18 protein-coding genes and 1 pseudogene are annotated in these 22636 nt (G+C 65.6%); 5 read left to right on the top strand and 14 right to left on the bottom strand.

Annotation, left to right across the window (positions count from 1 at the left end; genetic code table 11):
- Positions 1 to 6: 6 nt before the first annotated feature.
- From JOD97_RS04655 to JOD97_RS04710, 12 genes and pseudogenes are all read right to left on the bottom strand, one after another.
- On the bottom strand, positions 7 to 1062 hold the full coding sequence (locus JOD97_RS04655; RefSeq protein ID WP_209713746.1) for a sugar phosphate isomerase/epimerase: 1056 nt from the start codon (positions 1060 to 1062) through the stop codon (positions 7 to 9).
- A 147-nt stretch (positions 1063 to 1209) separates the two neighbouring features.
- Positions 1210 to 2169 carry a substrate-binding domain-containing protein gene (locus JOD97_RS04660; RefSeq protein ID WP_209713748.1) on the bottom strand — a complete coding sequence of 320 codons (960 nt, stop codon included), beginning with the start codon at positions 2167 to 2169 and terminating at the stop codon, positions 1210 to 1212.
- A 20-nt stretch (positions 2170 to 2189) separates the two neighbouring features.
- Entirely contained in the window at positions 2190 to 3188 is a 999-nt protein-coding gene (locus JOD97_RS04665) for an ABC transporter permease (protein ID WP_209713750.1), read from the bottom strand.
- Entirely contained in the window at positions 3166 to 4656 is a 1491-nt protein-coding gene (locus JOD97_RS04670; protein WP_209713752.1) for a sugar ABC transporter ATP-binding protein, read from the bottom strand. Before JOD97_RS04670 ends, JOD97_RS04665 begins: the two co-directional genes overlap by 23 nt.
- A gap of 8 nt (positions 4657 to 4664) precedes the next feature.
- Positions 4665 to 5522, bottom strand: a complete 858-nt coding sequence (locus JOD97_RS04675; protein WP_209713754.1) for a sugar phosphate isomerase/epimerase — start codon at positions 5520 to 5522, stop codon at positions 4665 to 4667.
- A gap of 10 nt (positions 5523 to 5532) precedes the next feature.
- Complete coding sequence (locus tag JOD97_RS04680) at positions 5533 to 7263, bottom strand: GMC oxidoreductase (protein ID WP_209713756.1); 1731 nt, start codon at positions 7261 to 7263, stop codon at positions 5533 to 5535.
- The gene (locus tag JOD97_RS04685; RefSeq protein ID WP_209713758.1) at positions 7260 to 7838 is read right to left on the bottom strand and encodes a gluconate 2-dehydrogenase subunit 3 family protein; all 579 of its coding nucleotides are present in this window, start codon (positions 7836 to 7838) and stop codon (positions 7260 to 7262) included. The genes JOD97_RS04680 and JOD97_RS04685 overlap by 4 nt, the downstream gene beginning before the upstream one ends.
- A 22-nt stretch (positions 7839 to 7860) precedes the next feature.
- Positions 7861 to 8730, bottom strand: a complete 870-nt coding sequence (locus JOD97_RS04690) for an AraC family transcriptional regulator (protein WP_209713760.1) — start codon at positions 8728 to 8730, stop codon at positions 7861 to 7863.
- A 317-nt stretch (positions 8731 to 9047) separates the two neighbouring features.
- Positions 9048 to 10271, bottom strand: a complete 1224-nt coding sequence (locus JOD97_RS04695) for a phospholipase D family protein (RefSeq protein ID WP_209713762.1) — start codon at positions 10269 to 10271, stop codon at positions 9048 to 9050.
- A 140-nt stretch (positions 10272 to 10411) separates the two neighbouring features.
- Positions 10412 to 10789, bottom strand: a complete 378-nt coding sequence (locus JOD97_RS04700) for a hypothetical protein (RefSeq protein WP_209713764.1) — start codon at positions 10787 to 10789, stop codon at positions 10412 to 10414.
- 324 nt (positions 10790 to 11113) lie between these two features.
- Positions 11114 to 11362: pseudogene (locus JOD97_RS04705) on the bottom strand (hypothetical protein); the annotation flags it as partial.
- Positions 11363 to 11468: 106 nt separating this feature from the next.
- Complete coding sequence (locus tag JOD97_RS04710) at positions 11469 to 13061, bottom strand: mechanosensitive ion channel family protein (protein WP_209713766.1); 1593 nt, start codon at positions 13059 to 13061, stop codon at positions 11469 to 11471.
- 217 nt (positions 13062 to 13278) lie between these two features.
- On the opposite strand from JOD97_RS04710, the gene JOD97_RS04715 reads away from it, so the two are divergent.
- Positions 13279 to 14148 (top strand): phytanoyl-CoA dioxygenase family protein, encoded by an 870-nt coding sequence (locus JOD97_RS04715; protein ID WP_209713768.1) that lies wholly within the window; start codon positions 13279 to 13281, stop codon positions 14146 to 14148.
- A gap of 39 nt (positions 14149 to 14187) precedes the next feature.
- Here JOD97_RS04715 and JOD97_RS04720 read toward each other — a convergent pair whose 3' ends face one another.
- Both JOD97_RS04720 and JOD97_RS04725 read right to left on the bottom strand, forming a co-directional pair.
- On the bottom strand, positions 14188 to 14976 hold the full coding sequence (locus JOD97_RS04720; protein WP_373999782.1) for a cyclase family protein: 789 nt from the start codon (positions 14974 to 14976) through the stop codon (positions 14188 to 14190).
- A gap of 58 nt (positions 14977 to 15034) precedes the next feature.
- Positions 15035 to 15982, bottom strand: a complete 948-nt coding sequence (locus tag JOD97_RS04725; RefSeq protein WP_209713772.1) for a LysR family transcriptional regulator — start codon at positions 15980 to 15982, stop codon at positions 15035 to 15037.
- A 126-nt stretch (positions 15983 to 16108) separates the two neighbouring features.
- Between JOD97_RS04725 and JOD97_RS04730 the strand changes: the two genes are divergently transcribed.
- The 4 genes from JOD97_RS04730 to JOD97_RS04745 are packed head-to-tail and all read left to right on the top strand — an operon-like array spanning position 16109 to position 22629.
- Positions 16109 to 17797 (top strand): DUF1302 domain-containing protein, encoded by a 1689-nt coding sequence (locus JOD97_RS04730; RefSeq protein ID WP_209713774.1) that lies wholly within the window; start codon positions 16109 to 16111, stop codon positions 17795 to 17797.
- A 19-nt stretch (positions 17798 to 17816) separates the two neighbouring features.
- Positions 17817 to 19166 carry a DUF1329 domain-containing protein gene (locus tag JOD97_RS04735; protein ID WP_209713776.1) on the top strand — a complete coding sequence of 450 codons (1350 nt, stop codon included), beginning with the start codon at positions 17817 to 17819 and terminating at the stop codon, positions 19164 to 19166.
- Entirely contained in the window at positions 19166 to 20254 is a 1089-nt protein-coding gene (locus tag JOD97_RS04740; protein ID WP_209713778.1) for a YCF48-related protein, read from the top strand. The genes JOD97_RS04735 and JOD97_RS04740 overlap by 1 nt, the downstream gene beginning before the upstream one ends.
- Positions 20251 to 22629 carry an RND family transporter gene (locus tag JOD97_RS04745; protein ID WP_209713780.1) on the top strand — a complete coding sequence of 793 codons (2379 nt, stop codon included), beginning with the start codon at positions 20251 to 20253 and terminating at the stop codon, positions 22627 to 22629. Before JOD97_RS04740 ends, JOD97_RS04745 begins: the two co-directional genes overlap by 4 nt.
- Positions 22630 to 22636 lie beyond the last annotated feature (7 nt).

The following is a 22636-nucleotide window of genomic DNA, read 5'->3' on the forward strand; positions in this document are numbered from 1 at the left end:
CCCATGTCAGCCCTCCAGTCCCATCAGCGCGCGGACCTGCTGCAGGTCCGCGCCGCTGCCGGCAAAATCGTCGAATGCCCGCTCGCCCACGCGGATGATATGGCTGCGAATGAAGTCCGCGCCTTCGCGCGCGCCGTCCTCGGGATGCTTGAGCGCGCATTCCCATTCCAGCACCGCCCAGCCCGGGTAGTCGTATTGCGCCATCTTCGAGAAGATCGCCTTGAAGTCGATCTGCCCGTCGCCCAGCGAGCGGAAGCGCCCCGCCCTGTCCTGCCAGCCCGAGTAACCGCCGTACACGCCCTGCCGGCCGTTGGGACGGAACTCGGCATCCTTGACGTGGAAGGCCTTGATGCGCTCGTGGTAGATGTCGATGAAGGCCAGGTAGTCCAGCTGCTGCAGCACGAAGTGGCTGGGGTCGTACAGGATGTTGGCGCGCTTGTGGCCGCCCACCGCGTCGAGGAAGCGCTCGAAGGTCACGCCGTCGTGCAAGTCCTCGCCCGGATGCAGCTCGTAGCAGAGATCGACGCCGGCGTCGTCGAAGGCCTCAAGGATGGGCAGCCAGCGGCGGCCCAGTTCGGCGAAGGCCTCCTCGACCAGTCCGGCCGGACGCTGCGGCCACGGATATAGATACGGCCAAGCCAGCGCGCCGGAGAAGCTGACATGGGCCGCCAGGCCCAGGCGCTTGGACGCACGCGCCGCGCGCAGCAACTGGTCGACCGCCCACGCCTGGCGCGCCGCCGGATCGCCGCGCACATGGGCCGGCGCGAAGCCGTCGAACAGCGCGTCGTAGGCGGGATGGACCGCAACAAGTTGGCCCTGCAAATGGGTCGACAATTCCGAGATCTGCAAGCCGTGCGAGGCCAGCAGCGCGACAATGTCGTCACAATATGCCTGGCTGTCGGCGGCCTGCTCCAGATCGAAAAGGCGCGGATCGCACGGCAGTTGGATGGCTTTGTAGCCGAGGCCCGCCGCCCAGCCGGCCAGGTTGGCGAGATTGTCGAACGGGACGTCATCGCCCATGAACTGCGCCAGGAAAATGGCCGGTCCCTTGATGGTTTTCATGCTGAACTCCTGCGTTATGCCGCGTGGGGCGGATTAGGCGGAACGCCGTAATCCGCCAATGCATGCGCCGTCGATACGCATGCAGTGGCGGATTACGCTGCGCTAATCCGCCCTACGTGGTTCCGTTGGCCGCTTAAGGCGGCTAAATTAATACGGCGAATCGGCGAAGTAGAACTGCTTGGCGTTGTCACGCGTGATCAGCACCGACGGGATGATGGTCTTGGCCGGCAGCGCTTCGCCTTTGAGCCGCGCGGTGGCCGTCATCTTGATGGCGTCGTAGATGAACTTGGGCGAGTACGAGACGTCGGCCTGGATCAGCTTGTCGCCGTCGATGATCTTCTTGACGGCGCTCTTGGCGCCGGCGCCGCCGAACACCTCCTTGATGTCGGTGCGCTTGGCCTGCTCGATGGCCTTGACCACGCCGATGGCCATGTCGTCGTCGGCCGCCCAGACCGCGTCGATCTGCTTGAAGCGCGTCAGATAATCCTGCATGACCTTGAAGGCGTCGTCGCGGTTCCAGTTGCCGTACTTGGTGTCGAGCACCTTGATGCCGGGGTTGGCCTTGAGCGCGGCGTTGAAGGCGTCGACGCGCTCGTTGTCCAGGGTGCTGGGCATGCCGCGCAACACCACGATATTGCCTTTGCCGCCCAGTTTCTTGGCCAGGTATTCGGCAGGCAGCTTGCCGAAGGCCGTGTTGTCGCCCGCCACATAGGCGTTTTGCGCCGCCGGGTTGGTCAGGCCGCGATCGACCACGGTGACGTAGACGCCCTTGTTTTTCAGCTGCGTGACCGGCTGCGTCAACGACGCCGACTCCAGCGGGAAGATCACCAGCGCGTTGATCTTGTTCACCACCAGCATGTCCTGCAGCTGGTTGGCCTGGTCCGGCGTGCTGGCGGCCGTCTTGATGATGATCTTCAGCGTCGGATTGGCCGCCTCCAGTTCCTTCTTGGCCTGGTTGGCCCACCAGACGATGCCGCCGGTGAAGCCGTGCGTGGCGGTCGGGATCGCCACGCCCAGTGTGACTTTCTCGGCCGGAGGTGCCGAAGCGGCCGAGCCGGCCGCGACGGCCAGCAGGCAGGCGCTTACGATGCGTTTGATTGAGATCATTGTATTCCCTTGTAAAAAAATTAGCGGCGGCCACGCTGCAGGTAGGCGACGGTGATGATCACCACGCCCTGCACGGCGGCGTTCAGGTGGACGCTGATGATGCTGGTCAGGTTGACGATATTGCCGATGACGGACAACAGGATGGCGCCGATGACGGTGCCCATGATGCGTCCCGAGCCGCCTTTGAGGGAAGTGCCGCCCACCACCACGGCAGCGATCGCCTCCAGCTCCCACAGGATGCCGGTGGTCGGCGTGGCCGAGCCCAGGCGCGGCACGTACAGGATGGTGGCGATGGCCACGCACACGCCCAGCAGCAGATAGGTCAGCACCTTGATCTTGTCGACGCGGATCGCGGCGTAGTTGGCGACCTGCTCGTTCGAGCCGATGGCCTGCACGTGCTGGCCGAACGCGGTGCGGTTCAGGATCACGGCGCCGCCGACGGCCACCAGCAGGAACACCAGCACCGGGATCGGCACGCCCAGCACGCTCTGGTAGTACACCGGGCTGTAGACGTCGGACACGGTGCTGTCCAGAGTCAGCGCGCCGCCGTCGGACAGGTAAGTCAAGGTGGCGCGGAAGATGCCCAGGGTACCCAAGGTGGCGATGAACGGCTCGATGCGCCCGCGCGTGACCAGCAAGCCGTGCGCGCCGCCCAGCACGCCGCCCATCAGCAGCGCCAGCGCGCAGCCCAGCAGCACCGTGGCCACCGGGCCGGCCCATTGCGCGCCGGCCGCCGCGTTCATCAGCATGATCATCGCTCCGGCGATCAGTGCCGCCATCGAGCCGACCGACAGGTCGATGCCGCCGGAGACGATGACAAAGGTCATGCCGACCGCGATGATGCCGATGAAGGCCGTGCGGGTGAGCACGTTCATCAGGTTTTCGACGGTGGCGAAGTCCGGGTTCAGCAGGCCGCCGGCGATGCACAGCAAGACCAGCGCGACGACCGGGCCGTAGCCGCGGAAGCGCTCCAGCCCCGGCAACGTGAAGGGAGCTTTAGTGGTGGGTGTCGGTTGCATGGGAGATCAATTCTTCTTCGGTGAGATGGTCGTGGTCCAGCATCGCCTGCAGCTTGCCGCCGCGCAGGATCGCGACGCGGTGGCACAGGCCGATCAGTTCTATCAGTTCGGACGAAATGACGATGACGGCCCGGCCCTCGGCCGCCAGGCGGTGGATCAGCTGGTAGATGTCGCGCTTGGCGCCGACGTCGACGCCACGGGTCGGCTCATCGAGCACCACCACGCGCGGATCGCTGTGCAGGTATTTGGCCAGCGCCAGCTTTTGCTGATTGCCGCCGGACAGCTCGCCGGCCTTGCAATCGACGTCGCGCAGGCGGATGCCGAAATCGGCGATGGCCTTGTCCAGCGCGGCGCGGCCGCCCTTCAGGTCCAGCCACGGCTTGGCGTCGCGCTCCAGGGTCATCACCGTGAGGTTTTCCCGCAGGCCCAGGCCGACGTGCAAGCCCTTGCCCTTGCGGTCCTCGCTCAGGTAGGTCAGGCCGTGCAGCATGGCCTGGCGCGGATTGCGGATATCGACCGGCGCGCCGTCGATTTCGATGCGCCCCGATGAACGCGGGCGCAGGCCGAGCAAGGCCTCGAAAGCCTCGGTGCGGCCCGCGCCGACCAGGCCGCCGAAGCCGAGGATCTCGCCGGCGCGCACCTCGAAGCCCAGGTCGCGCACCCAGCCGGGCACGCTCAAGCCCTCGACCTTGAGCAGCACCTTGGCATCCGCCGCCGGCAAGCGCTTGGGCAGGAACATGTCCGACACGTCGCGCCCCACCATCAGGTTGGCCATCTGGTGGCGGTCGATGTCGGCCGTCAGCGCGCGGCTGACGAAACGGCCGTCGCGCATCACCACCACCTCGTCGGTGTTGGCCTCCATCTCGTCGAGCTTGTGCGAGATGTAGACGATGGTCACGCCCTCGGACTTGAGGCGCGCCATCAACGCGAACAGCTTGCGCGTTTCGCCGGACGACAGGCTGGCCGTCGGCTCGTCCATGATCAGCAGGCGGGCCTTGCGGCTGAGCGCCTTGGCGATTTCCACCAGCTGCTTCTCGGCGACGATCAGGTCGGCCACCTTGGTGTCGGGACTGATGTCGAGCCCGACCTGCTCCAAACAAGCGGCGGCGCCGGCGCGCATGGCCTTGAGGTCCAGCAGCCAGCCGCTGCTTTTCTCGTGGCCGAGAAAGATATTCTGCGTGATCGTCAAGTGCTCGGCCAGGTTGAATTCCTGGTGGATCAGCGCGATGCCCAGCGCCTCGGCCTGCCGCGCGTCGGCGAAGTGGCGGGCCGTGCCGTCGATCAGCAGCTGGCCGCCGGTCGGGCGCTCGTAGCCGGCCAGGATCTTCATCAGCGTCGACTTGCCGGCGCCGTTTTCCCCCAGCAGGCCGACCACGCGGCCCGGTTCGAGCGCGAAGTCGACCCCGTGCAGCACCCGCACCGGGCCGAACTCCTTGACGATATGTTGAAAATGTACGGACAAGCTCATGGAAATCCCTACGGCACCGGCATCTTGGCCAGCACCGCCTGCAGCCCGCGCATCGAGGCCGCCACCGATTCCAGCTGGCCCATGCCGTTCGGGTATTCCTCCTGCTCGACGATGATCCACTCGGTGCCGCCGACGCTGCGCACCGCCTTGGTCAGGCCGGTCCAATCGGTCTTGTCCTGGCCGATGATGCTGGTGCCCTCCGTGCCTTTGACGAACTTGGCCTTGTAGTGCGTGGTCACGGTGCGGCCCGGGTAGGCGTTCACGAAGGCGATCGGGTCCTTGCCGGCGTAGGTGGTCCAGCCCACGTCCTGCTGCAGGATGAAGTCCTTGGGCGTGTTGTTGGCCAGCAAGTCCCAGTTGGTCTGGCCCTTGTCGCCCAGCATCTCCGCCTCGTGGTTGTGATAGCCCAGCTTCATGCCCTGCTCGCCCAGCTTGGCCGACAAGGCGCTCAGCTCCTTGGCCAGCTCGGCCGAGCCTTCCTTGCTGGCGGCGCGATTATCCATGGCGATGATCAGGCGGTTGCAGCCGAGCGTCTTGTAGAAATCGGTGGTGGCCTTGAAGTTGGCCGCGTTGAGCTGGTCGACACGCGTGTGCGCGCCGGCGCATTGCAGCCCTTTTTTCCGCAGGAAGGCACGCAGCCCCGCCGGATCGGCCTTGTATTTGCCGAACTCGCCGGCGAACTCGACGCCCTGGAAACCCAGCTTGGCCAGCTTGTCCAGCGTGCCCTCGAAGTCCTGCTTGATCTCGTCCTTGACCGACCACAGCTGCACGCCCAGCATCGGGCTGGTGGCAGCCTGGGACGACGCCGCCGTCAAGGCGAAGCAAAGCGCCAGCGCGTTGCGTTTGTGTGCGTTGAAAACCTTCATGTTCATATCCTTAAAGTTTGCCAAGTTTGAGTTGTTCAACCGCATAGTCGCAGGCGCGCACGGTGAGCGCCATGAACGTCAGCGACGGATTCTGCCAGGCGCCCGAGCACATGCTGGCGCCGTCGGTGACAAACAGGTTCGGCACGTCGTGCGCCTGGTTGTACCCGTTGAGCATCGACGTCTTCGGATCGCGCCCCATGCGCGCCGTGCCCATCTCGTGGATCGACAGTCCCGGCGCCCACTGCTCCGTGGTCCTGATCGACTTCTTGACGTCCTTGACGCCCAGCGACTCGAGGATGTTGGCGGCGGTATCGGCCATGTCCTCGCGCATCTTGTTGTCGTTGGCCGAATAGGTGCAGTCGATGTGCAACTGCGGCATGCCCCACTTGTCCTTCTTGGTCGGATGCAGGCTGACCATGTTTTCATAGCGCGGCAGCATCTCGCCCTGGCCGAACAGGCCGAAGTGCCAAGGGCCCGGCTTGCGTATCATCGCCTTGTAGTCCTTGCCGAAGCCGGGCTTGCCCCCCTGCTGCTGCCAGCCTTCGCGCCGGGCGCCGCCGGCCAGCGCGTAGCCGCGCAGGAAGCCCGGATGCTGCTCCGTCACGTTGCGGAAACGCGGAATGTAGGGTTCGGTCGGACGCCGGCCCGAGTAATAATCGTTCTCGTAGCCCTCGACCCGGCCGGAGGCGCCGGCGCCGAACAAGTGGTCCATCAGGTAATGGCCCAGCACGCCCGAGGAGTTGCCCAGGCCGGTGGGGAACGCCTCCGAGGTCGAGTTCAGCAGCACCTGCGTGCTGCCCAGCGTCGAGGCGCACAGGAACACCACCTTGGCGTGGAACTCGCGCGTTTCCATGGTTTCGGCGTCGATCACCCGCACCCCGGTGGCGCGGTTGGTCTTGGCGTCGTACAGCACGCTGTGGACGATGGCGTTGGTGGCGATGCTCAGGCGCCCGGTCGCCACGGCGGCCGGCAGGGTCGAACTCTGCGTCGAGAAGTACGCGCCGAAGGAACAGCCGCGATTGCACATGCTGCGCGCCATGCAGCTGCCCCGGCCCATTTCCAGGTGCTTTTCGTTGGGCTTGGTCAGGTGGGCGCAGCGGCCCATGATCATGCGCGCCGGCGCGAAGCTGGCGTCGAACTTCTTCTTGAGCGCGGCCTCGACGGTGTTAAATTCGAACGCCGGCAGGAACTCGCTGTCCGGCAGCACCGCCATGTTTTCCCGCGCGCCGCTGATGCCGACGTGGCGCTCGACATGGCCGTACCACGGCTCCAGGTCGGCGTAGCGGATCGGCCAGTCGACGCCATGGCCGTCCTTGGCGTTGGCGCCGAAGTCCAGATCGCTCCAGCGGTAGGACTGGCGCGCCCACAACAGCGACTTGCCGCCCAGCTGGTTGCCGCGTATCCAGCTGAACGGACGCCCTTCCGGCGTGCTGTAGGGCATGTCGCGGTCGTTGTTGAAGAAGTGCTTGGTGTGGTCGTCGAAGGCGTAGCATTTGCGCTGCTCGGCGAACTGGTCCGCCGCCAGCTTTTCCTCGACCAGGCCGCGGTTGGGCAGTTTCCACTCGTCGACGCCTTCGCCGATGTAGTCGCTGCGGTGCTCGACCGGGCGGCCGCGCTCGACCATGAGCGTGCACAGGCCGCGCTCGCACAATTCCTTGGCGGCCCAGCCGCCGGTGATGCCGGAGCCGACCACGATGGCGTCGAATTGTTCGGCGCTTTTCTTGATGTAGGGTTGGTTCATATCAGAGCCCAGGTGCGAGTGTTTTTTCGAACGGGAACGTCGCCCTTGTAGCCGCCGGGCACCGGCAGATACGCCAGCTCCAGGGTCGAGCCGGCTTCCGAGGTGTAATAGGCGAACAGCGTGTAGGACTTCAGCGTGCGGAAAAACCGCTGGTCGTCGGCCCCGAACGGCGCCGTGCCGCCATCGAGGGCGTGCAGCAGCTCGATCCTGCGCTTGGGCGGCAGCGCGCGGAAGCGCTTGCCCGCCGTGGCCAGCGCCAGCGCGTCGACGCGCTCCAGTCCGGCGATAAAACTCTTTTGCTCCGGCTCGGTGGCGCAGGCCCGCAACATATGGTCGATGGTGCGGTGCGCGCCGACGGCCAGCGCGCCGGGCGTGTCGGTGGCGGGAATGATGTGCTCGGCCAGCACGGCGGTCAGCGCCAAGGCCTCGGCCGACAGCACGCCGGGCGCGGCCGGTGCGCCGGCCGGGGTCGCCAGCGCCGCCAGGGCGTCGCCGGACAATGCCAGGCCACACAGGCCGGCTAATTTGATGAGAGCGGATCTGCGTCCGTCGATCTCTCGTTCAGCATGCAACATGTCTCCTCCATGAATCTCGGGTTCAACTACTCCTTCGGACCGTCGCCGCCCGCCCGGAGGCCAGCAGGGACAGCTGATACTGTTTGGGCGTGATGCCGACCACGCTGCGGAAGATCTTGGTGAAATAGCTCTGGCCGCCGAAACCGGTCTCCACGGCCACGCGGGCGATGCTGTTCGCACCCGGCAACAGGCGGCACGCCTCGTGCACTTTCATGCGCAGGATGTATTGCTTGGGCGTCAGCGAGAAATGCTGCTTGAATTTGCGCTCGAAGGTCGACAGCGACATGCACGACAGGCTGGCCAGGTGGTCGATGCCGATGTCCTCGGTCAGGTGCGCCTGCAGGTATTCGATGCAGCTTTTAAACACGTGGAACGGCGCGATGGCCTCCTGCGAGCGCTGGGCGTCGCGGCTGAAGCCCTCGACGCCGACGATCTCGCCGTGGCGGTCGCGCACCGGCGCCTTGGTGGTGAACAGCCACGTCAACGCGCCGTTATTGCCATCGATCACTTCGAGCTTGTTTTTGACGGAGACGCCGCTTTCCATCACCTGCAGGTCGTCGGCGCGGATGCGGTCGGCGATATCGCGGCGGAAAAAGTCATGGTCCGACTTGCCGATGATGTCTTTCACGCTGGAAAGAGAATGCTGCTCTTGCAGCAAACGGTTGCCCCAGACGAACTGGCCGGCGCGGTTTTTGGCGAAATAGTAGGTGTCTTGCAGGTCGTCGAACAGGACGCTGGGGGTGGAGATGCCGTGGCGGTAGAAGAAGTCGGCGCAGTCGGAGGTGGACGCGGCCGGGGCGGCGCCGTCGGCGGCGAGGAAATTTTGGTGTTTTTCCTTTTCGGTATCGCCGGTGGCCACCACCATTCCCATCCTGATCATCCTCGTGCTCATCGCCATTCGCCATTCGCTAGTCTGGCAAGAATGGTAGCATCGACAACTTCCGGGAAGTATTAAAAAATCGGAAAAATTTATAACGAAATCGGCAAGTGGGAAAATTCAAAGCCTGGCGGTCGAGATGTTTTCCATCACTGCGCCAAGCGGCACCAAGCTCTCCCCCGCTTGATCGCCGCTTGGACTACATGGCCTGAACCTTTCAGCATCGAGCATCCGCCGCGAATCGCTCAAAGCCGCCGGCTGAGGTCAATTTGGCTACCCCTCTCTCGGTTTCTCTTTGAGCACTATTCGGTGACAACCACTCCTGCGACAAATCAGGCAGCGGCCTGATGTATGCTCGGGTCGTAATAAATGCTGTCCATGAGCGCGGCACGATTGTCCCATATACGCCCGCCCAGTACATCCCTTGGCCTTGAGTGCAGCCACCAAGGGCTATTCTGCACAGGGATAACGACACGCTCCCAGTAGTTGCCTAGGTTTAAGGTTGTGGGGGCCGTTCCGAAGGCTTCGCTGATGCCTACTCGGTTGGCGTTGTTCAGCCCGACAAAAAAATCTGGCCTTTTCATGGCAAGCAGACGACTTGCCGTTGCGACGCCGCCCTTGTGTGCCTTACCCTGGAAGGCAAGGTCGAAGTCGTGCACAAAAGCGTCGAACTGCGCCTCTGACACATCGCCCTCCAAAGGAATGTTTTGCAGCGCGCTGGACAATAGCTCCGGCGACTCATTGACAAGGTTCTTGAAGTCTCCTTGGCCGAACATCGTTCCAAACCAGGCCCAATTTAGACCATCAAGCTGAGATTCCTTGGTTCCATAAGTGCCCGCAATTGCCTTGCGCTCGTATTGCGACATCGCCGAGAACGAACGATGCTCTTTGAACAAAACTGACGCTCGCTCCAAGATTTCCAACCGACCTACGAAGTCATGGTGGCCGTCTTTCTTCACTGCTGCGGTAAAGCTCGCCCAAGAAACGTCCATAGGAGATGTCTTCGCCCCTTTGCGGGGCTTCTTTAGCCGGTGGAACTTATCCAGCGCGCTGCGCTTAGCCTTGTTGATTCGATACTGGGTTTCATAAGGAAATAGGAAATCGTCTTCGTCGATCGTCTCCGCTACGGCCCAGCTCGATTTAACGAAGGAGGTTAAATCAACAAAGACCTCATCGTCAGCGGAACCTTCAAGCAGCACACTTACCTCGATATTCCTGCCTCCGAAGGCTCCTCCGGTGAGGTTATGGCTCCCTACAACCGCAGCGAACCCTTTCGCCATCTTAAAGAGATAGACCTTCGGGTGGAAAAGACGACCATCTGGTGGCAAACAGCGAGCTCCAACGTGGGGGATGAACCTCCGCAGCACTTTCGGGTCAGTCTGATACATGTGGGTACCGATTACAACGCGTCCTAGTTTCGGGTGCGCCTCCAGCATTGCCTCCACCGCAGGGTTGGGGCCTGCCCAAGCCACCGCCACATCAAACCGAAGACACTCCCTTACCAGACGGACCACGGCGCGGGTCGCTTCGGTGTCCGTCAACATGTTCACTTTCATGCGATTCTTTTCTTGTTAATTTTGTTTTATGGTGTTGGGGCTCGTTTGGCTGTCGCGTGCCCCGCACCGCAGCGGCTTTGGCTCCAGCCTGCTGCGGTGCTGGCTTCGCGCATTTCTGAGTTAATTGGCAGGCTGGCTTTTTACGTCGCTGCTTTGACGGCGCCAACGGAAACACCTGCACCTGCCGCGGCTCCTACGCCTGTAACGATAGCCGTTCCAGCAGCCATGCCGCCCCCGCCTGCCGCCACGGCGCCTCCTCCGATAGCAGCCAAAGATGCATTTGTGAGCGCAGCGCCAGACAAAGTACTGATCGCCGTACCGGTGCTAGCCGCTCCGAGTAATCCTGCACCGCCAGCCGCAGCAGCAACCGCGGGAGCCGCTGCCCATGCCAGACCACCGGTGGCAATCGTTCCCCCAACTACGAGCAACGTTTTCCCTGGGTTTTCAACAACAACGTCTATAACATCACTCACCATGTCCACTGCGCCACCCAACACGTCACCAATAAAGTCGAACATAATGCATCCTTCATAACAACTAGGTTGAAAATGGCCGGCGATGCGCTCGACATCGACTACCGAGGAAGACTTTCTAAACAGCCACGACCGCTTCCAGTAGAAATTGGCCGATGACAGTTAGGATAGCATTATTTCCCAGTGGAAAAATACACGAAATGTCACACTGCAGGCGTGTGGCGAGGGCAGGTCCCGGTCGAATAAAACGCCTCAAATACTCGAGACAAATGCGCGAATTCACGGGAACGTACGTTTATTACGGAATCGATATTTCAGCCGCGTCCAGGAGCCGGTCTGACGTCAATGTCTGGTCGAGGAAAGAACTTAACCAACCAGATCACGGGCGAGCTCGATCAAGGTCGCCGACGGGATGGCTTCGCGCACGTCGGCCAGCGCGCTGCGCAGCGCCGCGTCCGCCGTGTCCGACTCGCGGGTAAATTCCAGCGCCAATCGCCCCGGCTGACCGATCCCGACCAACGCGTCCTCGCAGCCGGCCTGCCCCAACCGCTCAACCAGCGCCTCCGTATCACGGTCGCCGTCGACGAGCTGGTAGTTCAATGTAAAGACGTACTCCATGTTTTAATCCTCGCCCTCGTCGGCGACTCGCCGTCGCTTGTGGTGAGAGGACGCACTGCCAGTATCGGGACCATCAACATGGCCGTCAAGCGACGGCCGTACCGTATTATGACGGCTGCGGACTGACGCCCTCCGCCGGCGCGCACAAAATCGTTTGTGTCGGGAAGGCAAGACCGATGCCGGCCGCCTCGAGCTGCTCGTAGATCGCCAGGAGCAATTCTTCCCGGACAATCACCTGGACGTCAAATTCGGGCACGTCGATATACGAAAAGACTTCGATATTGAAGGCACGGTCGGTGATGTTGCCCAGCCTGGCGCGCGCGCCCTCGGCCATTTTTTCATGGCCGGCGAGCACCTGCTGGACGATCCGGATGGCCTCACGCAGCTTGGCCGACGTGGTGCCGTAGGCGATCGCGATGACCGGATTGAACAGGAACCGGTCGCGCTCGGCGTAGTTCTCGATCTGGCGCGCCGACAAGTCGCCGTTGGGCACGGTCACCACGGTGCGCTCGCCGGTGCGGATGCGCGAGGACCGGATGCCGATGTCCTCCACCGTGCCGACCACGTCGCCGACCCTGACGAAGTCGCCCACCTGCAGCGGCCGGTCGGCGATGATGGTGACGCTGCCGACCAGGTTTTCCACGGTTTTCTGCGCGCCCAGCGCCAGCGCGATACCGCCGATGCCCAGCGCCGCGATGCCGGTGGTGACGTCGATGCCGAACGTGCCGAGGATGCCGATGCCGGCGAACGCGAGCAACAGGAACTTGACCGTGCGCCGCGCCAGGATGATGACGGACACGATCTGCCGGCGCTGGTGCCGCTGCATGCGCGCGACGGCCAGGTCGGCGATGCCGTCGACCAGCCGCAGGCCGAACCACACCAGCGCGATAGCGGTGATGACGCCGGTGTAGCGCAGCAAGGTCTGGCGCGCCACGATCGAGACCGGCAGCTGGTCGGCCCAGTTATAGAAGACGAAGACGGCGATCAGCAAGCTCAACGGCGGCAGCGCCGCCTCGGCGAAGCGGTAGCCGCTGCTGGCGGCCGGGTCGGCGACCAGCCGGCGGATGACGGTCACGCAAATGAAGGAAACGATCCACAAGCCGCCGAACACCACCACGCCCAGCCCGAGCAACACGCCCCAATCCTTGAGCGGCGCGCCGGCCACCAGCGTTTCGTTTTTCGCCGGCGGCTGGGCCGCCGGCGCGCCCTTGGCCGCCGCCGCGATCTGCGCCAGCGTTTCCTTCGAAACGCGCCATATCTGATGTTCGCCGTCCGCGCCGCGCGTGAGCAGGATCGGCACCTCCTTGCCCTGCAGCTTCACTTCACCGATGATTTCCTGGTCGGCCGGCAGGTCGTCGTCGAGCCTGCCGGTGTCGGCGTTCGACAAGGCGGCGAACGGCTTGAGCGAGCCGTTATCGTCGAGCAGCGCATGGAAGGCGCGCGCCTGGCTGGCGGCATTGAGTTGCTGGCGATTGTTGGCCGGCGCCGGGATGTCGAGGAATTGGGCAGCGCGATCGTAGTCCAGTTCGGCCAAGGCCCCGATCAGGCCGGCGACCATGGAGCGCGGCGTCTCGCGGCCCAGCGTATCGGCGGGAACGGCCGGCGCCTCGGCGGCTGGCTTGATCGGTGGCACGGCAACGGCGACAGGCGCCGCCAACGCCATCAAGAGCCAGAGCAGAAAACGGTGATAAAAGCGCATACAAAAAACTCCTATTGATTGGATCGCCACCGCGTGCGCAACCGTAAGGCTGTGCACGGCTGACCTGTGGGCCGTCAATGATAGAAGTCTTCCGCGCGCGGCGCTGTTCGCTACCGCACAGTGCGCCAACCAGGGGCCACTGGCGATTCAGCCGTGCCGCGCCGATCGGGGCGATTGATTACAATAATTCGTGAGCGCATCGAAACAAGGAGCCATCATGGATCCAGATAACCGCACCCCATCGACGCCGGCCGAGTACACCGAAGCTGCCATCATGGGTGGCCTGTATGGCGACGGCTTTATCGCCTGCAAAAATGCCTTCCCGACCGAGTGGGTGCGGCGGCTGGGGGCCGATATCACCGTGTTGTTCCGGGAGGCGCTGGCCCAACCCGGCGGCGCGCTGCCGCGCGGCCCGAACCGCTACTACGTCGAGATCCACCCGGAGCGCCTCAGCGGCTTCATCGACATCATCACGCACCCTTGGGTGGCGGCGGTCTGCCGCGCCATCCTGGGACCGGATTACCGCATCGTCGAAGCCGGTTTCGACGTGCCCGGCCCGGGGGCGCTGCACCAGCCGTGGCACCGCGACTTCCCGACGCCGGCGGCGACGCTGCAAGGCCGGCGCCTCAATTCGCTGGCCTTCAACATCACCACCGTGGACGTGACCGAGGACATGGGCCCGTTCGAAATCGCGCCCGGCACCCAGTGGGACGACCTGGCGGGCGACGACCCGATGTTCCCCGCGCGATCGCGCTGGCCCCGCTACGAGGCGCTGGCCCAGCGCAAGCTGGCGAAAATGGGCGACATCTCAGCCCGCTCGGCGCTGACCATCCATCGGGGCACGGCCAACCAATCCGACAAATCGCGCCCGGTGTTCGTGCTGGGCGTCGACGCCCCGGACGCCCGCAACGCCGACAAGCACGACCTGCAACTGACGCGCGGCTACTACGACAGCCTGCCGGACGCGCTGCGCCGCCACATCACCTGCCGCGTGGTCGACCAGCTCGAGCCGATCGTGCAGGAGCATACGATCGAAGGCTTGCTGACGGGCGTCTCGCCCGGCGCGCGGATGGGCATGGGGGGATGAGCACTCGGTCCAACCCGAACCGCGCCGGCACGGCCTCTTTTACTCTTCAAAGATCGCCACGGCCCGCGTCCAGCCGGCCGATGCGGCGCGGATCTTGTGCGGGAAGCAGCTGATGGTGAAGCCGGTCGGCGGCAGCGACTCCAGGTTGTGCAGCTTTTCCAGGTGACAGTAGCCGATGTCGCGGCCCGCCTTGTGCCCTTCCCAGATCAGGCCGACGTCGCCCGTCTCGGCGATTTTCTTGGCCGTGTAGCTGAACGGCGCGTCCCAGCTCCAGGCGTCGGTGCCGGTCAGGCGCACGCCGCGCTCGAGCAAATACATGGTCGCCTCGTAGCCCATGCCGCAGCCGCAGTTGACGTAGTCCGGCTTGCCGTAGCGTTCGCCCGCGCGGGTGTTGACGACGACGATTTCCAACGGCCGCAGGGTGTGGCCGATGCGCTTGAGTTCGGCCTCGACCTCCGCCGCCGACACCACGTGACCATCCGGCAGGTGGCGGAAATCGAGTTTGACGCCCGGCTGGAAGCACCACTCCAGCGGCACCTCGTCGATGGTGATCGAGCGCTCGGCCTCGCCCAGCTTGCGGTTCATCGTCGAGTGGAAATGGTAAGGGGCGTCGAGGTGGGTGCCGCTGTGGGTGGTCAGCCGCACCCATTCGGCGGCGGCGGCCTCGCCGTCCGGGAAGTCGCTGGCCTTGGTGCCGGGCAGCATGTGCATGAACTCGCCCAGCGTGTCGGCGTGGGTCTGGTATTCGATCTTCGGCGCCAGCATGGGCGGGTCGGACAGCACCTCGTTTTCCAGGTAGATGGAGAGGTCGACAAAGCGGCGCGGCATAAACATCCTTTCAGGGTCAGAAGCCGCCATGCTAGGCGCGCCGTGCCGCGCTGTAAAATCACTTCTGTCGATTACTCCCATCGATGGCTTCGATACCAGCGTCCATCCTTGCCACCGCCTGGTGCAGCAAATCGCGCAGCCACACCAGCCCCGGGTCCTGCGTGCGATATTTGTGCCACTGCATCGACTGCGCCATGCGAGTCACCCGCAGCGGCATGTCCAGCATCGCCACCGGCAGCCCGCGCGCGACCTCCTTCGCCAGCCGGCGGTGCACCGTGGCGACGCGCTCCGTGCCCACCACCAGAAACGGCGCGGCCAGGAAGCTGAAGGTGGTCACCTCCACCCGCCGCTTGATACCGGTGTTTTCCATGAACGTGTACTCGAAGGTGCGGTCCATGCCGGGCGGCTGCATCACCACATGCCCGGCCGCCTGGTACTCGGCCAGCGAGATCGCGCCCTGCTTCGCGTAGCGGCTCTGGTCCCACACCACGGCGCAAAACTCCTCCTCGAACAGGCCGTCGGTCGGATGCTCCGGCGAGCAGAACTCGTGCGGAATCACCAGCAGGTCGGCGTCGCCGTGCTCCAGCGTGCGTTGCGGCTGCCGCGTTTGCGGCAACAGGTGGAAGCGCACGCTGCTCGATTGCTCGCGCGCCAGCACCAGCAGGTGCGGCACCAGCACCGACATCGTGAAATCCGAGACGAAGATGCGGAACTCGCGGTCCGAGCGCGCCGGCTCGAAATGCGGCGTGGCGGTGATGGTCGTGTTGACGCGCACCAGCACGTCGCGCACCGCCTCCTGCAAGACCTCGGCGCGCGGCGTCAACTCCATCTGCCGCCCCACCTGCACCAGCAGGTCGTCGCCAAAGTATTCGCGCAGCCGCGCCAGCGAACTGCTGAGTGCCGACTGGCTCATGTGCAGCTGCTCGGCCGCGCGGCTGACGCTGCGCAGCGTGAACATGGCGTCGAGCGCCACCAGCAGGTTCAAGTCCAGCTTGTTGAAGCGCATGCGGTCTCCTTCGGTTTTTATAGGTATCGACAGCATCGATACATCGAATGCATACAATCAATTTTACACATACGCGCTCCGTTGGCAAACTGAATGCACCACATAAAAACATAACCGGAGACAATAATGAATAACTTCCTGGCACCCGCTGCCCGGCCGGCGCCCCCGCGTCTGGGCCTGTTGAAGACGGCCACGCTGGCGACTACCCTGGCCGCCGTCCACGGCCACGCCGCCGAGCTCGAACTGTCCAATCCCGATTGGACGGTTCGCTTCGACAACACGCTGAAAATCAGTACCATGTACCGCGTGCATGACGCCGATCCGGCGCTGGTCGACACCACCCGGCAACTGGTGCCGGGCGTGCCGGCATCGGCCTTTCCGCAGGCGCTCAACTTCAACGCCGGCGACGACAACTTCCGCAACAAGGGCCTGGTGTCCAAGCGGATCGACCTGCTCAGCGAGTTCGACGCCGTCTACCGCAAGGACTTCGGCGTGCGCGTCAGCGCGGCCGGCTGGTACGACCAGGCCTACGACGGCAGGACCGACGCCACCGACACGCACAACGGCCAGTCCCCCTACGACAGCATCCCCGAATCGACCCGCAAGCTGGCCGGCCGCAAGGCCGAGCTGCTGGACGCCTTCATCTTCGGCGGCTGGGAGCTGGGCGCGGGCCACAAGCTCAGCGCGCGCCTGGGCCAGCACGCGCTGGTCTACGGCGAGACGCTGTTCTTCGGCGACAACGGCATCGCCCGCGCCCAGGGACCGACCGACGTGATGAAGCTGCAGTCGTCGCCCAACGCCCAATTCAAGGAGATCATCCGTCCGGTGCCGCAGGTGTCCGGCCAGCTGCAACTGAGCCCGGACGTCACCGTCGGTGCCTACTACCAGTTCCGCTGGGAGGCCGACCGCATGGCGCCGGCCGGCAGCTATTTCAACACCTCCAACAACATCTGGGGCGGCTCGCCGCTGCCGGAGATCGTCAGCGGCAACGTCTTGCTGCCCGGCGCCGACCAGAAGCCATCGGACCACGGCCAGTTCGGCGCCCAGCTCAAATGGCGCCTCGACGAGACCGACATCGGCTTCTACGCCGCGCGCTACCACGACAAGTCCGGCCAGTTCTATTCGCAATTGAACGTCACCAGCGCCGCGCCGAGCAGCTGGTACTACATCTTCCCGGAGGCCATCACCACCTGGGGCGCCAGCGCCACCCACGCGATCGGCAACACCAGCTTCGCGCTGGAGGCGTCGGTCCGCAACAACATGCCGCTGACCAACCAGAACGTGGTCTACCCGAACGTGCAGCCGCAGCCCTCGTACGCCACCGGCCGCACCGCCCACGTCAACCTCTCGTGGCTGAGCTCACTGGGACCGAACTGGCTGGCGCGCGAATCATCGTTCATCGGCGAGCTGGCCTGGAACCGGGCGCTGTCGCAGGACGATCCCAACCACACGCTCGACGGCCTGCGCACGCGCGACGCCAGCGCGCTGCAGATGATCTACACGCCGACCTACCGCCAGGCGCTGCCCGGGCTCGACCTGAGCGTACCGGTCGGCTTGCGCTACGCGCTCGACGGCTACTCGTCGGTCACCGGCCTCGGCTGGGGCGCCAAGCACAGCGGCACCGCCACGTTCGGCGTCGACGGCACCTACCAGGGCGTGTGGCAGTTCTCGCTCAGCTTCAACAAATACCTGGGCAAGGCCGAGCCGTTCGTCAATTACCGCCCGCTGCTGGCCAACGGCGCCGCCGTCTACACCAGCGGCAACGCCCTGGCCGACCGCGACTACCTCGCGCTGTCGCTGCGCCGCACCTTCTAAAAACCACTCCGGAGACCGTATGAAGCATTCGATATCGACCCTTGCCGCGCTCGCCGCGCTGGCCACCGGCGCGCTGGCGTCCGCCGCCACGCCCGACGAAGCGGCCAAACTGAAGACGGAACTGACGCCGCTGGGCGGCGAAAAAGCCGGCAACAAGGACGGCAGCATTCCGGCCTGGACCGGCGGCTACACCACCCCCATCGCCGGCGACAAGGCCGGTGGCCGGCGCGGCGACCCGTTCAAGGACGAAAAGCCGCTGTATGTGGTCACCGGCAAGAACGCCGACCAGTACGGCGCCTTGCTCAGCGACGGCACCAAGGCCATGCTCAAGAAGTACCCCGACTACCGGCTCGACGTCTACCAGACCCACCGCACCGCCGCCGCGCCGCAATGGGTGTACGACAACACGTTCAAGAACGCCACGCGCGCCAAGCTGACCGCCGACGTCGTCAGCGGCGCCTTCGGTGGCATTCCCTTCCCGATCCCCAAGACCGGCGCCGAGGTGATGTGGAACCACGTGCTGCGCTGGCGCGGCACCTCGTGGCAGGTGCCGCTGAACCAGTACCAGTTGACGGCCGACGGCAAGGCCGTGCTGACCACCGCCGGCGTGGCCGACGAACAAATGCCCTACTATTTCCCGGAGAGCTCGCTGGAGCAATTTTCTAAGACCAACGAGCAATGGCTGATCCGCCTGATCAATTCCGGGCCGCCGATCCGCGCCGGCGAGGCCATCGTCGGGCGCAACAGCATCGACGCCAGCAAGGACCAGGCGTGGGTTTACCTGACCGGCCAGCGCCGCGTGCGCAAGCTGCCCAATCCGTGCTGCGACACGCCGACGCCGTCGACGGCCGGGGTGATGAGCTTTGACGAGCTGTCCACCTGGACCGGACGCACCGACCGCTTCGACTGGAAGATCGTCGGCAAGCAGGAACTGCTGATCCCGTACAACGGCAACAAGCTGCTGCAACCGAAGACCGACGCCGAGCTGCTGGGCAAGGCCTACCTCAATCCCGACCATGTGCGGTGGGAGAAGCACCGGGTGTGGGTGGTCGAGGCCAGCCTGCGCACCGGCCAGCGCCACCAGGCGCCGAAGAGCCGCTACTACTGCGACGAAGATACCTGGAACTGCGTGCTGGGCGACCGCTGGGACGCCAACGGCCAGTTGTGGAAGACGCTGTGGTCGCAGACCTTCGTCGCGCCGGACCTGCCGGGCACGGTGATCGGCGCCTTCGGCTACACCGACCTGATCTCCGGCACGGCGTTCGTCGGCGACCTGTCGACGTCGAAGGCGGCGCAGTATCCGCTCAAGCCGCGCTATCAGGACAGCGTCTTCACGCCCGATGCGATGACCGGCGAAGGTGCGCGCTGATGTTGGCGAGCACCTTCATCGGCGCGCTGGCCCTGGGCGCCCTGCCCGCCGCCGCGCTGGCCGATAGCGCGCCGGCGCCGACGGCCACGGCCGCCCTGGCCACCACGGCGGCGCGGCTGCGCCCGGCCGTGATGGCGCGCGGCGCCGCCCGGTCGGTGCTGCTGGGCGCCGCCACGGCGGGCAAGCGCATCGTCGCCGTCGGCGAGCGCGGTATCATCCTGCTCAGCGACGACGCGGGCAACAGCTGGCGCCAGGCCGCCGTGCCGGTCAGCGTGACGCTGACGGCGGTGCGCTTCGCCGACGCCAGCAACGGCGTCGCGGTCGGCCATGGCGGCGTCATCCTGGTCAGCGGCGACGGTGGCGCCAGCTGGCAAAGCGTGATGGACGGCCAGCGCATCGCCACCCTGGCGCTGGAGGCCGCGCGCGCCGGCACCGACGCCGCCGCCATCCGCGACGCCGAACGCCTGGTGGCCGACGGCGCCGACAAGCCGCTGCTCGACGTCTGCCTGCTCGGCGGCGGCCGCATGCTGGCGGTCGGCGCCTACGGCCTGGCCTTCGCCAGCGCCGACGGCGGCCGGACCTGGTCCTCGTGGATGGACCGCATCGACAATCCAAAAGGTCTGCACCTGAACGCCGTGCGCCGCCGCGGCGACACCCTGCTGATCGGCGGCGAGCGCGGACTGGCGCTGCTGTCCACCGACGCCGGCCGCACCTTCAAACGCCTGCCGGTACCCTATCAAGGCAGTTTCTTCAGCGCGGAGCTGACCGGCGACGGCGCCCTCGTGCTGGCCGGCCTGCGCGGCAACGTCTGGCGTTCCGCCGACGCCGGCGCCAGCTGGCGGCAGCTGTCCAGTCCGATGCCGGTGACGATCACGGCATCGGCCGCGCGCGCCGACGGCTCGCTGCTGTTCGCCAACCAGGCCGGCGTGCTGCTGGCCGCCCGCCAGGACGCGCTGGTGCCGCTGCCCGGCGCGCCGCTGGCGCCACTGAACGGCGTGCTGGCGCTCGACGACGGCAAGCTGCTCGCGCTCAGCGCGCGCGGTGTGGCAGTGGTCGCCGCCAAGCCGGCAAACGGGGGCCAGCCATGAACATGTCCGAGAACCTGAACCAGTTCGACCGCGCCTCCGGCTCGCTGGTCGAACGGCTGCTGTTCAACCACCGCCTACTGGTGATGCTGGCCTGCGCGCTGGTGACCATCGCGCTGGGCTGGCAAACCACCAGGCTGACGATCAACGCCAGCTTCGAGAAGACCATTCCGACGCACCACCCGTACATCCAGAACTACCTGGCCCACCAGGCCGAGCTGACCGGCCTGGGCAACGCGGTGCGCATCGCGGTCGACAATCCGCGCGGCAGCATCTACGACGCCGCCTACCTCGAAACCCTGCGCAAGCTGAGCGAGGAAGTGTTCCTGCTGCCGGGCGTGGCGCGCACGCAGATGAAATCGCTCTGGACGCCGGGCACGCGCTGGGTCGGCGTCACCGAGGACGGCCTGGAGGGCGGCCCGGTGATCCCGGACGGCTACGACGGCGGCGCCGCCAGCCTGGCGCAGCTGCGCGCCAACATCGCCCGCTCCGGCGAGATCGGCCAGCTGGTCGCCTTCAACGCCGGCTCCAGCGTGATCTACGTGCCGCTGCTGGTGCGCGACGGCGACGGCAAGGCGCTCGACTACGGCGCCTTCGCCCAGCGCCTCGAAGCGCTGCGCGCCAAGTACGAGCAACAAGGCGTGCGCCTGCACATCACCGGCTTCGCCAAGCTGGTCGGCGACTTGATCGACGGCGTGCGCGCGGTGCTGCTGTTCTTCGCCATCGCGGTCGCCATCGCCACGGCCATGGTCTACTGGTACACCCGCTGCGCGCGCTCGACCGCCCTGGTGGTGCTGGCCTCCCTGGTGGCGGTGCTATGGCAACTGGGCATGCTGCCAATGCTCGGCTACGCGCTCGATCCGTATTCGATCCTGGTGCCGTTCCTGGTGTTCGCCATCGGCATGAGCCACGGCGCCCAGAAGATGAACGGCATCATGCAGGACGTCGGGCGCGGCATGCACAAGCTGGTGGCGGCGCGCTTCACCTTCCGCCGGCTGTTCCTGGCCGGGCTGACGGCGCTGCTGGCCGACGCCGTCGGCTTCGCCGTGCTGTCGACCATCGACATCGACGTCATCCGCGAACTGGCGGTGGCCGCCTCGCTGGGCGTGGGCATGCTGATCATCACCAATCTGATCCTGCTGCCGATCCTGCTCAGCTACACCGGCGTCAGCGCCAGCGCCGCCGCGCGCAGCCTGCGCACCGAGGCGGCCGACGCCGGCGGCCAGGCGCGCCACCGCCTGTGGGCGCTGCTGGACCGCTTCACCGGCCGCCGCTGGGCGCTCGGCGCGATCGCCGTGGCGCTGCTGCTGGCCGCCGGCGGCTACGCGCTCAGCACCCGCCTCAAGATCGGCGACCTCGATCCGGGCGCGCCGGAGCTGCGCGCCGACAGCCGCTACAACCGCGACGTGGCCGCCCTGTCGGCCGCGTACGGCGCCTCGAGCGACGTGCTGGCGGTGATGGTCAAGACCCCGGACGGCCAGTGCGCGCAGTACGACACCCTCAACAAGATCGACGCGCTGGAATGGCAGTTGCGCCAGATCGACGGCGTCGACAGCACCAACAGCCTGGCGCTGCTGAACCGCCGCGTGCTGGCGGGCCTGAACGAGGGCAATCCGAAATGGTACGAGTTCCTGCCCAACCAGGACATGCTCAACACCGTCACCGCCGGCGCCCCGCGCGGCCTGTACAACGACAGCTGCGGCCTGCTGACGGTCTACGCCTACCTGCGCGACCACAAGGCCGACACTCTGGCGCGCGTGGTGGCCCACGTCGAGGCCTTCGCCGCCGCCAACGACAGCAAGGATGTGCGCTTCCTGCTGGCGGCCGGTTCGGCCGGCATCGAGGCGGCCACCAACATCGTCGTCCACGAAGCCTGGCGCCGCATGCTGTTGATGGTGTACGCGGCGGTCGTGGTGCTGTGCTTTATCACCTTCCGCTCGTGGCGCGCGGTGCTGGTGGCGGTGCTGCCGCTGATGCTCACATCCGTGCTGGCCGAGGCCCTGATGGTGGTGTTCGGCATGGGCGTCAAGGTCGCCACCTTGCCGGTGATCGCGCTGGGCGTGGGCATCGGCGTCGACTACGCGCTCTACATCCTGAGCATCACGCTGGCCCAGCTGCGCCAGGGGGCCAGCCTGTCGGCTGCCTACTACCGCGCCCTGCTCTTCACCGGCAAGGTGGTGATGCTGACCGGCGTCACGCTGGCCATCGGCGTCATCACCTGGGTCGCCAGCCCGATCAAGTTCCAGGCCGACATGGGCCTGCTGCTGGGCTTCATGTTCTTGTGGAACATGCTCGGCGCGCTGATCCTGGTGCCGGCGCTGTCGCACTTCCTGCTCAAGCCGGCCCGCGCGGCGGCCGGTCCACAGATTTTATCGTAAGGAGTAT

Source organism: Duganella sp. 1411 (assembly GCF_017833525.1).
Taxonomy (GTDB): Bacteria; Pseudomonadota; Gammaproteobacteria; order Burkholderiales; family Burkholderiaceae_D; genus Rugamonas.

Bases quoted from the DNA above. Each gene is read 5' to 3' on its own strand.
- JOD97_RS04655 (WP_209713746.1), bottom strand. From the start codon at position 1,062: ATGAAAACCATCAAGGGACCGGCCATTTTCCTGGCGCAGTTCATGGGC.
- JOD97_RS04660 (WP_209713748.1), bottom strand. From the start codon at position 2,169: ATGATCTCAATCAAACGCATCGTAAGCGCCTGCCTGCTGGCCGTCGCG.
- JOD97_RS04665 (WP_209713750.1), bottom strand. From the start codon at position 3,188: ATGCAACCGACACCCACCACTAAAGCTCCCTTCACGTTGCCGGGGCTG.
- JOD97_RS04670 (WP_209713752.1), bottom strand. From the start codon at position 4,656: ATGAGCTTGTCCGTACATTTTCAACATATCGTCAAGGAGTTCGGCCCG.
- JOD97_RS04675 (WP_209713754.1), bottom strand. From the start codon at position 5,522: ATGAAGGTTTTCAACGCACACAAACGCAACGCGCTGGCGCTTTGCTTC.
- JOD97_RS04680 (WP_209713756.1), bottom strand. From the start codon at position 7,263: ATGAACCAACCCTACATCAAGAAAAGCGCCGAACAATTCGACGCCATC.
- JOD97_RS04685 (WP_209713758.1), bottom strand. From the start codon at position 7,838: ATGTTGCATGCTGAACGAGAGATCGACGGACGCAGATCCGCTCTCATC.
- JOD97_RS04690 (WP_209713760.1), bottom strand. From the start codon at position 8,730: ATGAGCACGAGGATGATCAGGATGGGAATGGTGGTGGCCACCGGCGAT.
- JOD97_RS04695 (WP_209713762.1), bottom strand. From the start codon at position 10,271: ATGAAAGTGAACATGTTGACGGACACCGAAGCGACCCGCGCCGTGGTC.
- JOD97_RS04700 (WP_209713764.1), bottom strand. From the start codon at position 10,789: ATGTTCGACTTTATTGGTGACGTGTTGGGTGGCGCAGTGGACATGGTG.
- JOD97_RS04710 (WP_209713766.1), bottom strand. From the start codon at position 13,061: ATGCGCTTTTATCACCGTTTTCTGCTCTGGCTCTTGATGGCGTTGGCG.
- JOD97_RS04715 (WP_209713768.1), top strand. From the start codon at position 13,279: ATGGATCCAGATAACCGCACCCCATCGACGCCGGCCGAGTACACCGAA.
- JOD97_RS04720 (WP_373999782.1), bottom strand. From the start codon at position 14,976: ATGCCGCGCCGCTTTGTCGACCTCTCCATCTACCTGGAAAACGAGGTG.
- JOD97_RS04725 (WP_209713772.1), bottom strand. From the start codon at position 15,982: ATGCGCTTCAACAAGCTGGACTTGAACCTGCTGGTGGCGCTCGACGCC.
- JOD97_RS04730 (WP_209713774.1), top strand. From the start codon at position 16,109: ATGAATAACTTCCTGGCACCCGCTGCCCGGCCGGCGCCCCCGCGTCTG.
- JOD97_RS04735 (WP_209713776.1), top strand. From the start codon at position 17,817: ATGAAGCATTCGATATCGACCCTTGCCGCGCTCGCCGCGCTGGCCACC.
- JOD97_RS04740 (WP_209713778.1), top strand. From the start codon at position 19,166: ATGTTGGCGAGCACCTTCATCGGCGCGCTGGCCCTGGGCGCCCTGCCC.
- JOD97_RS04745 (WP_209713780.1), top strand. From the start codon at position 20,251: ATGAACATGTCCGAGAACCTGAACCAGTTCGACCGCGCCTCCGGCTCG.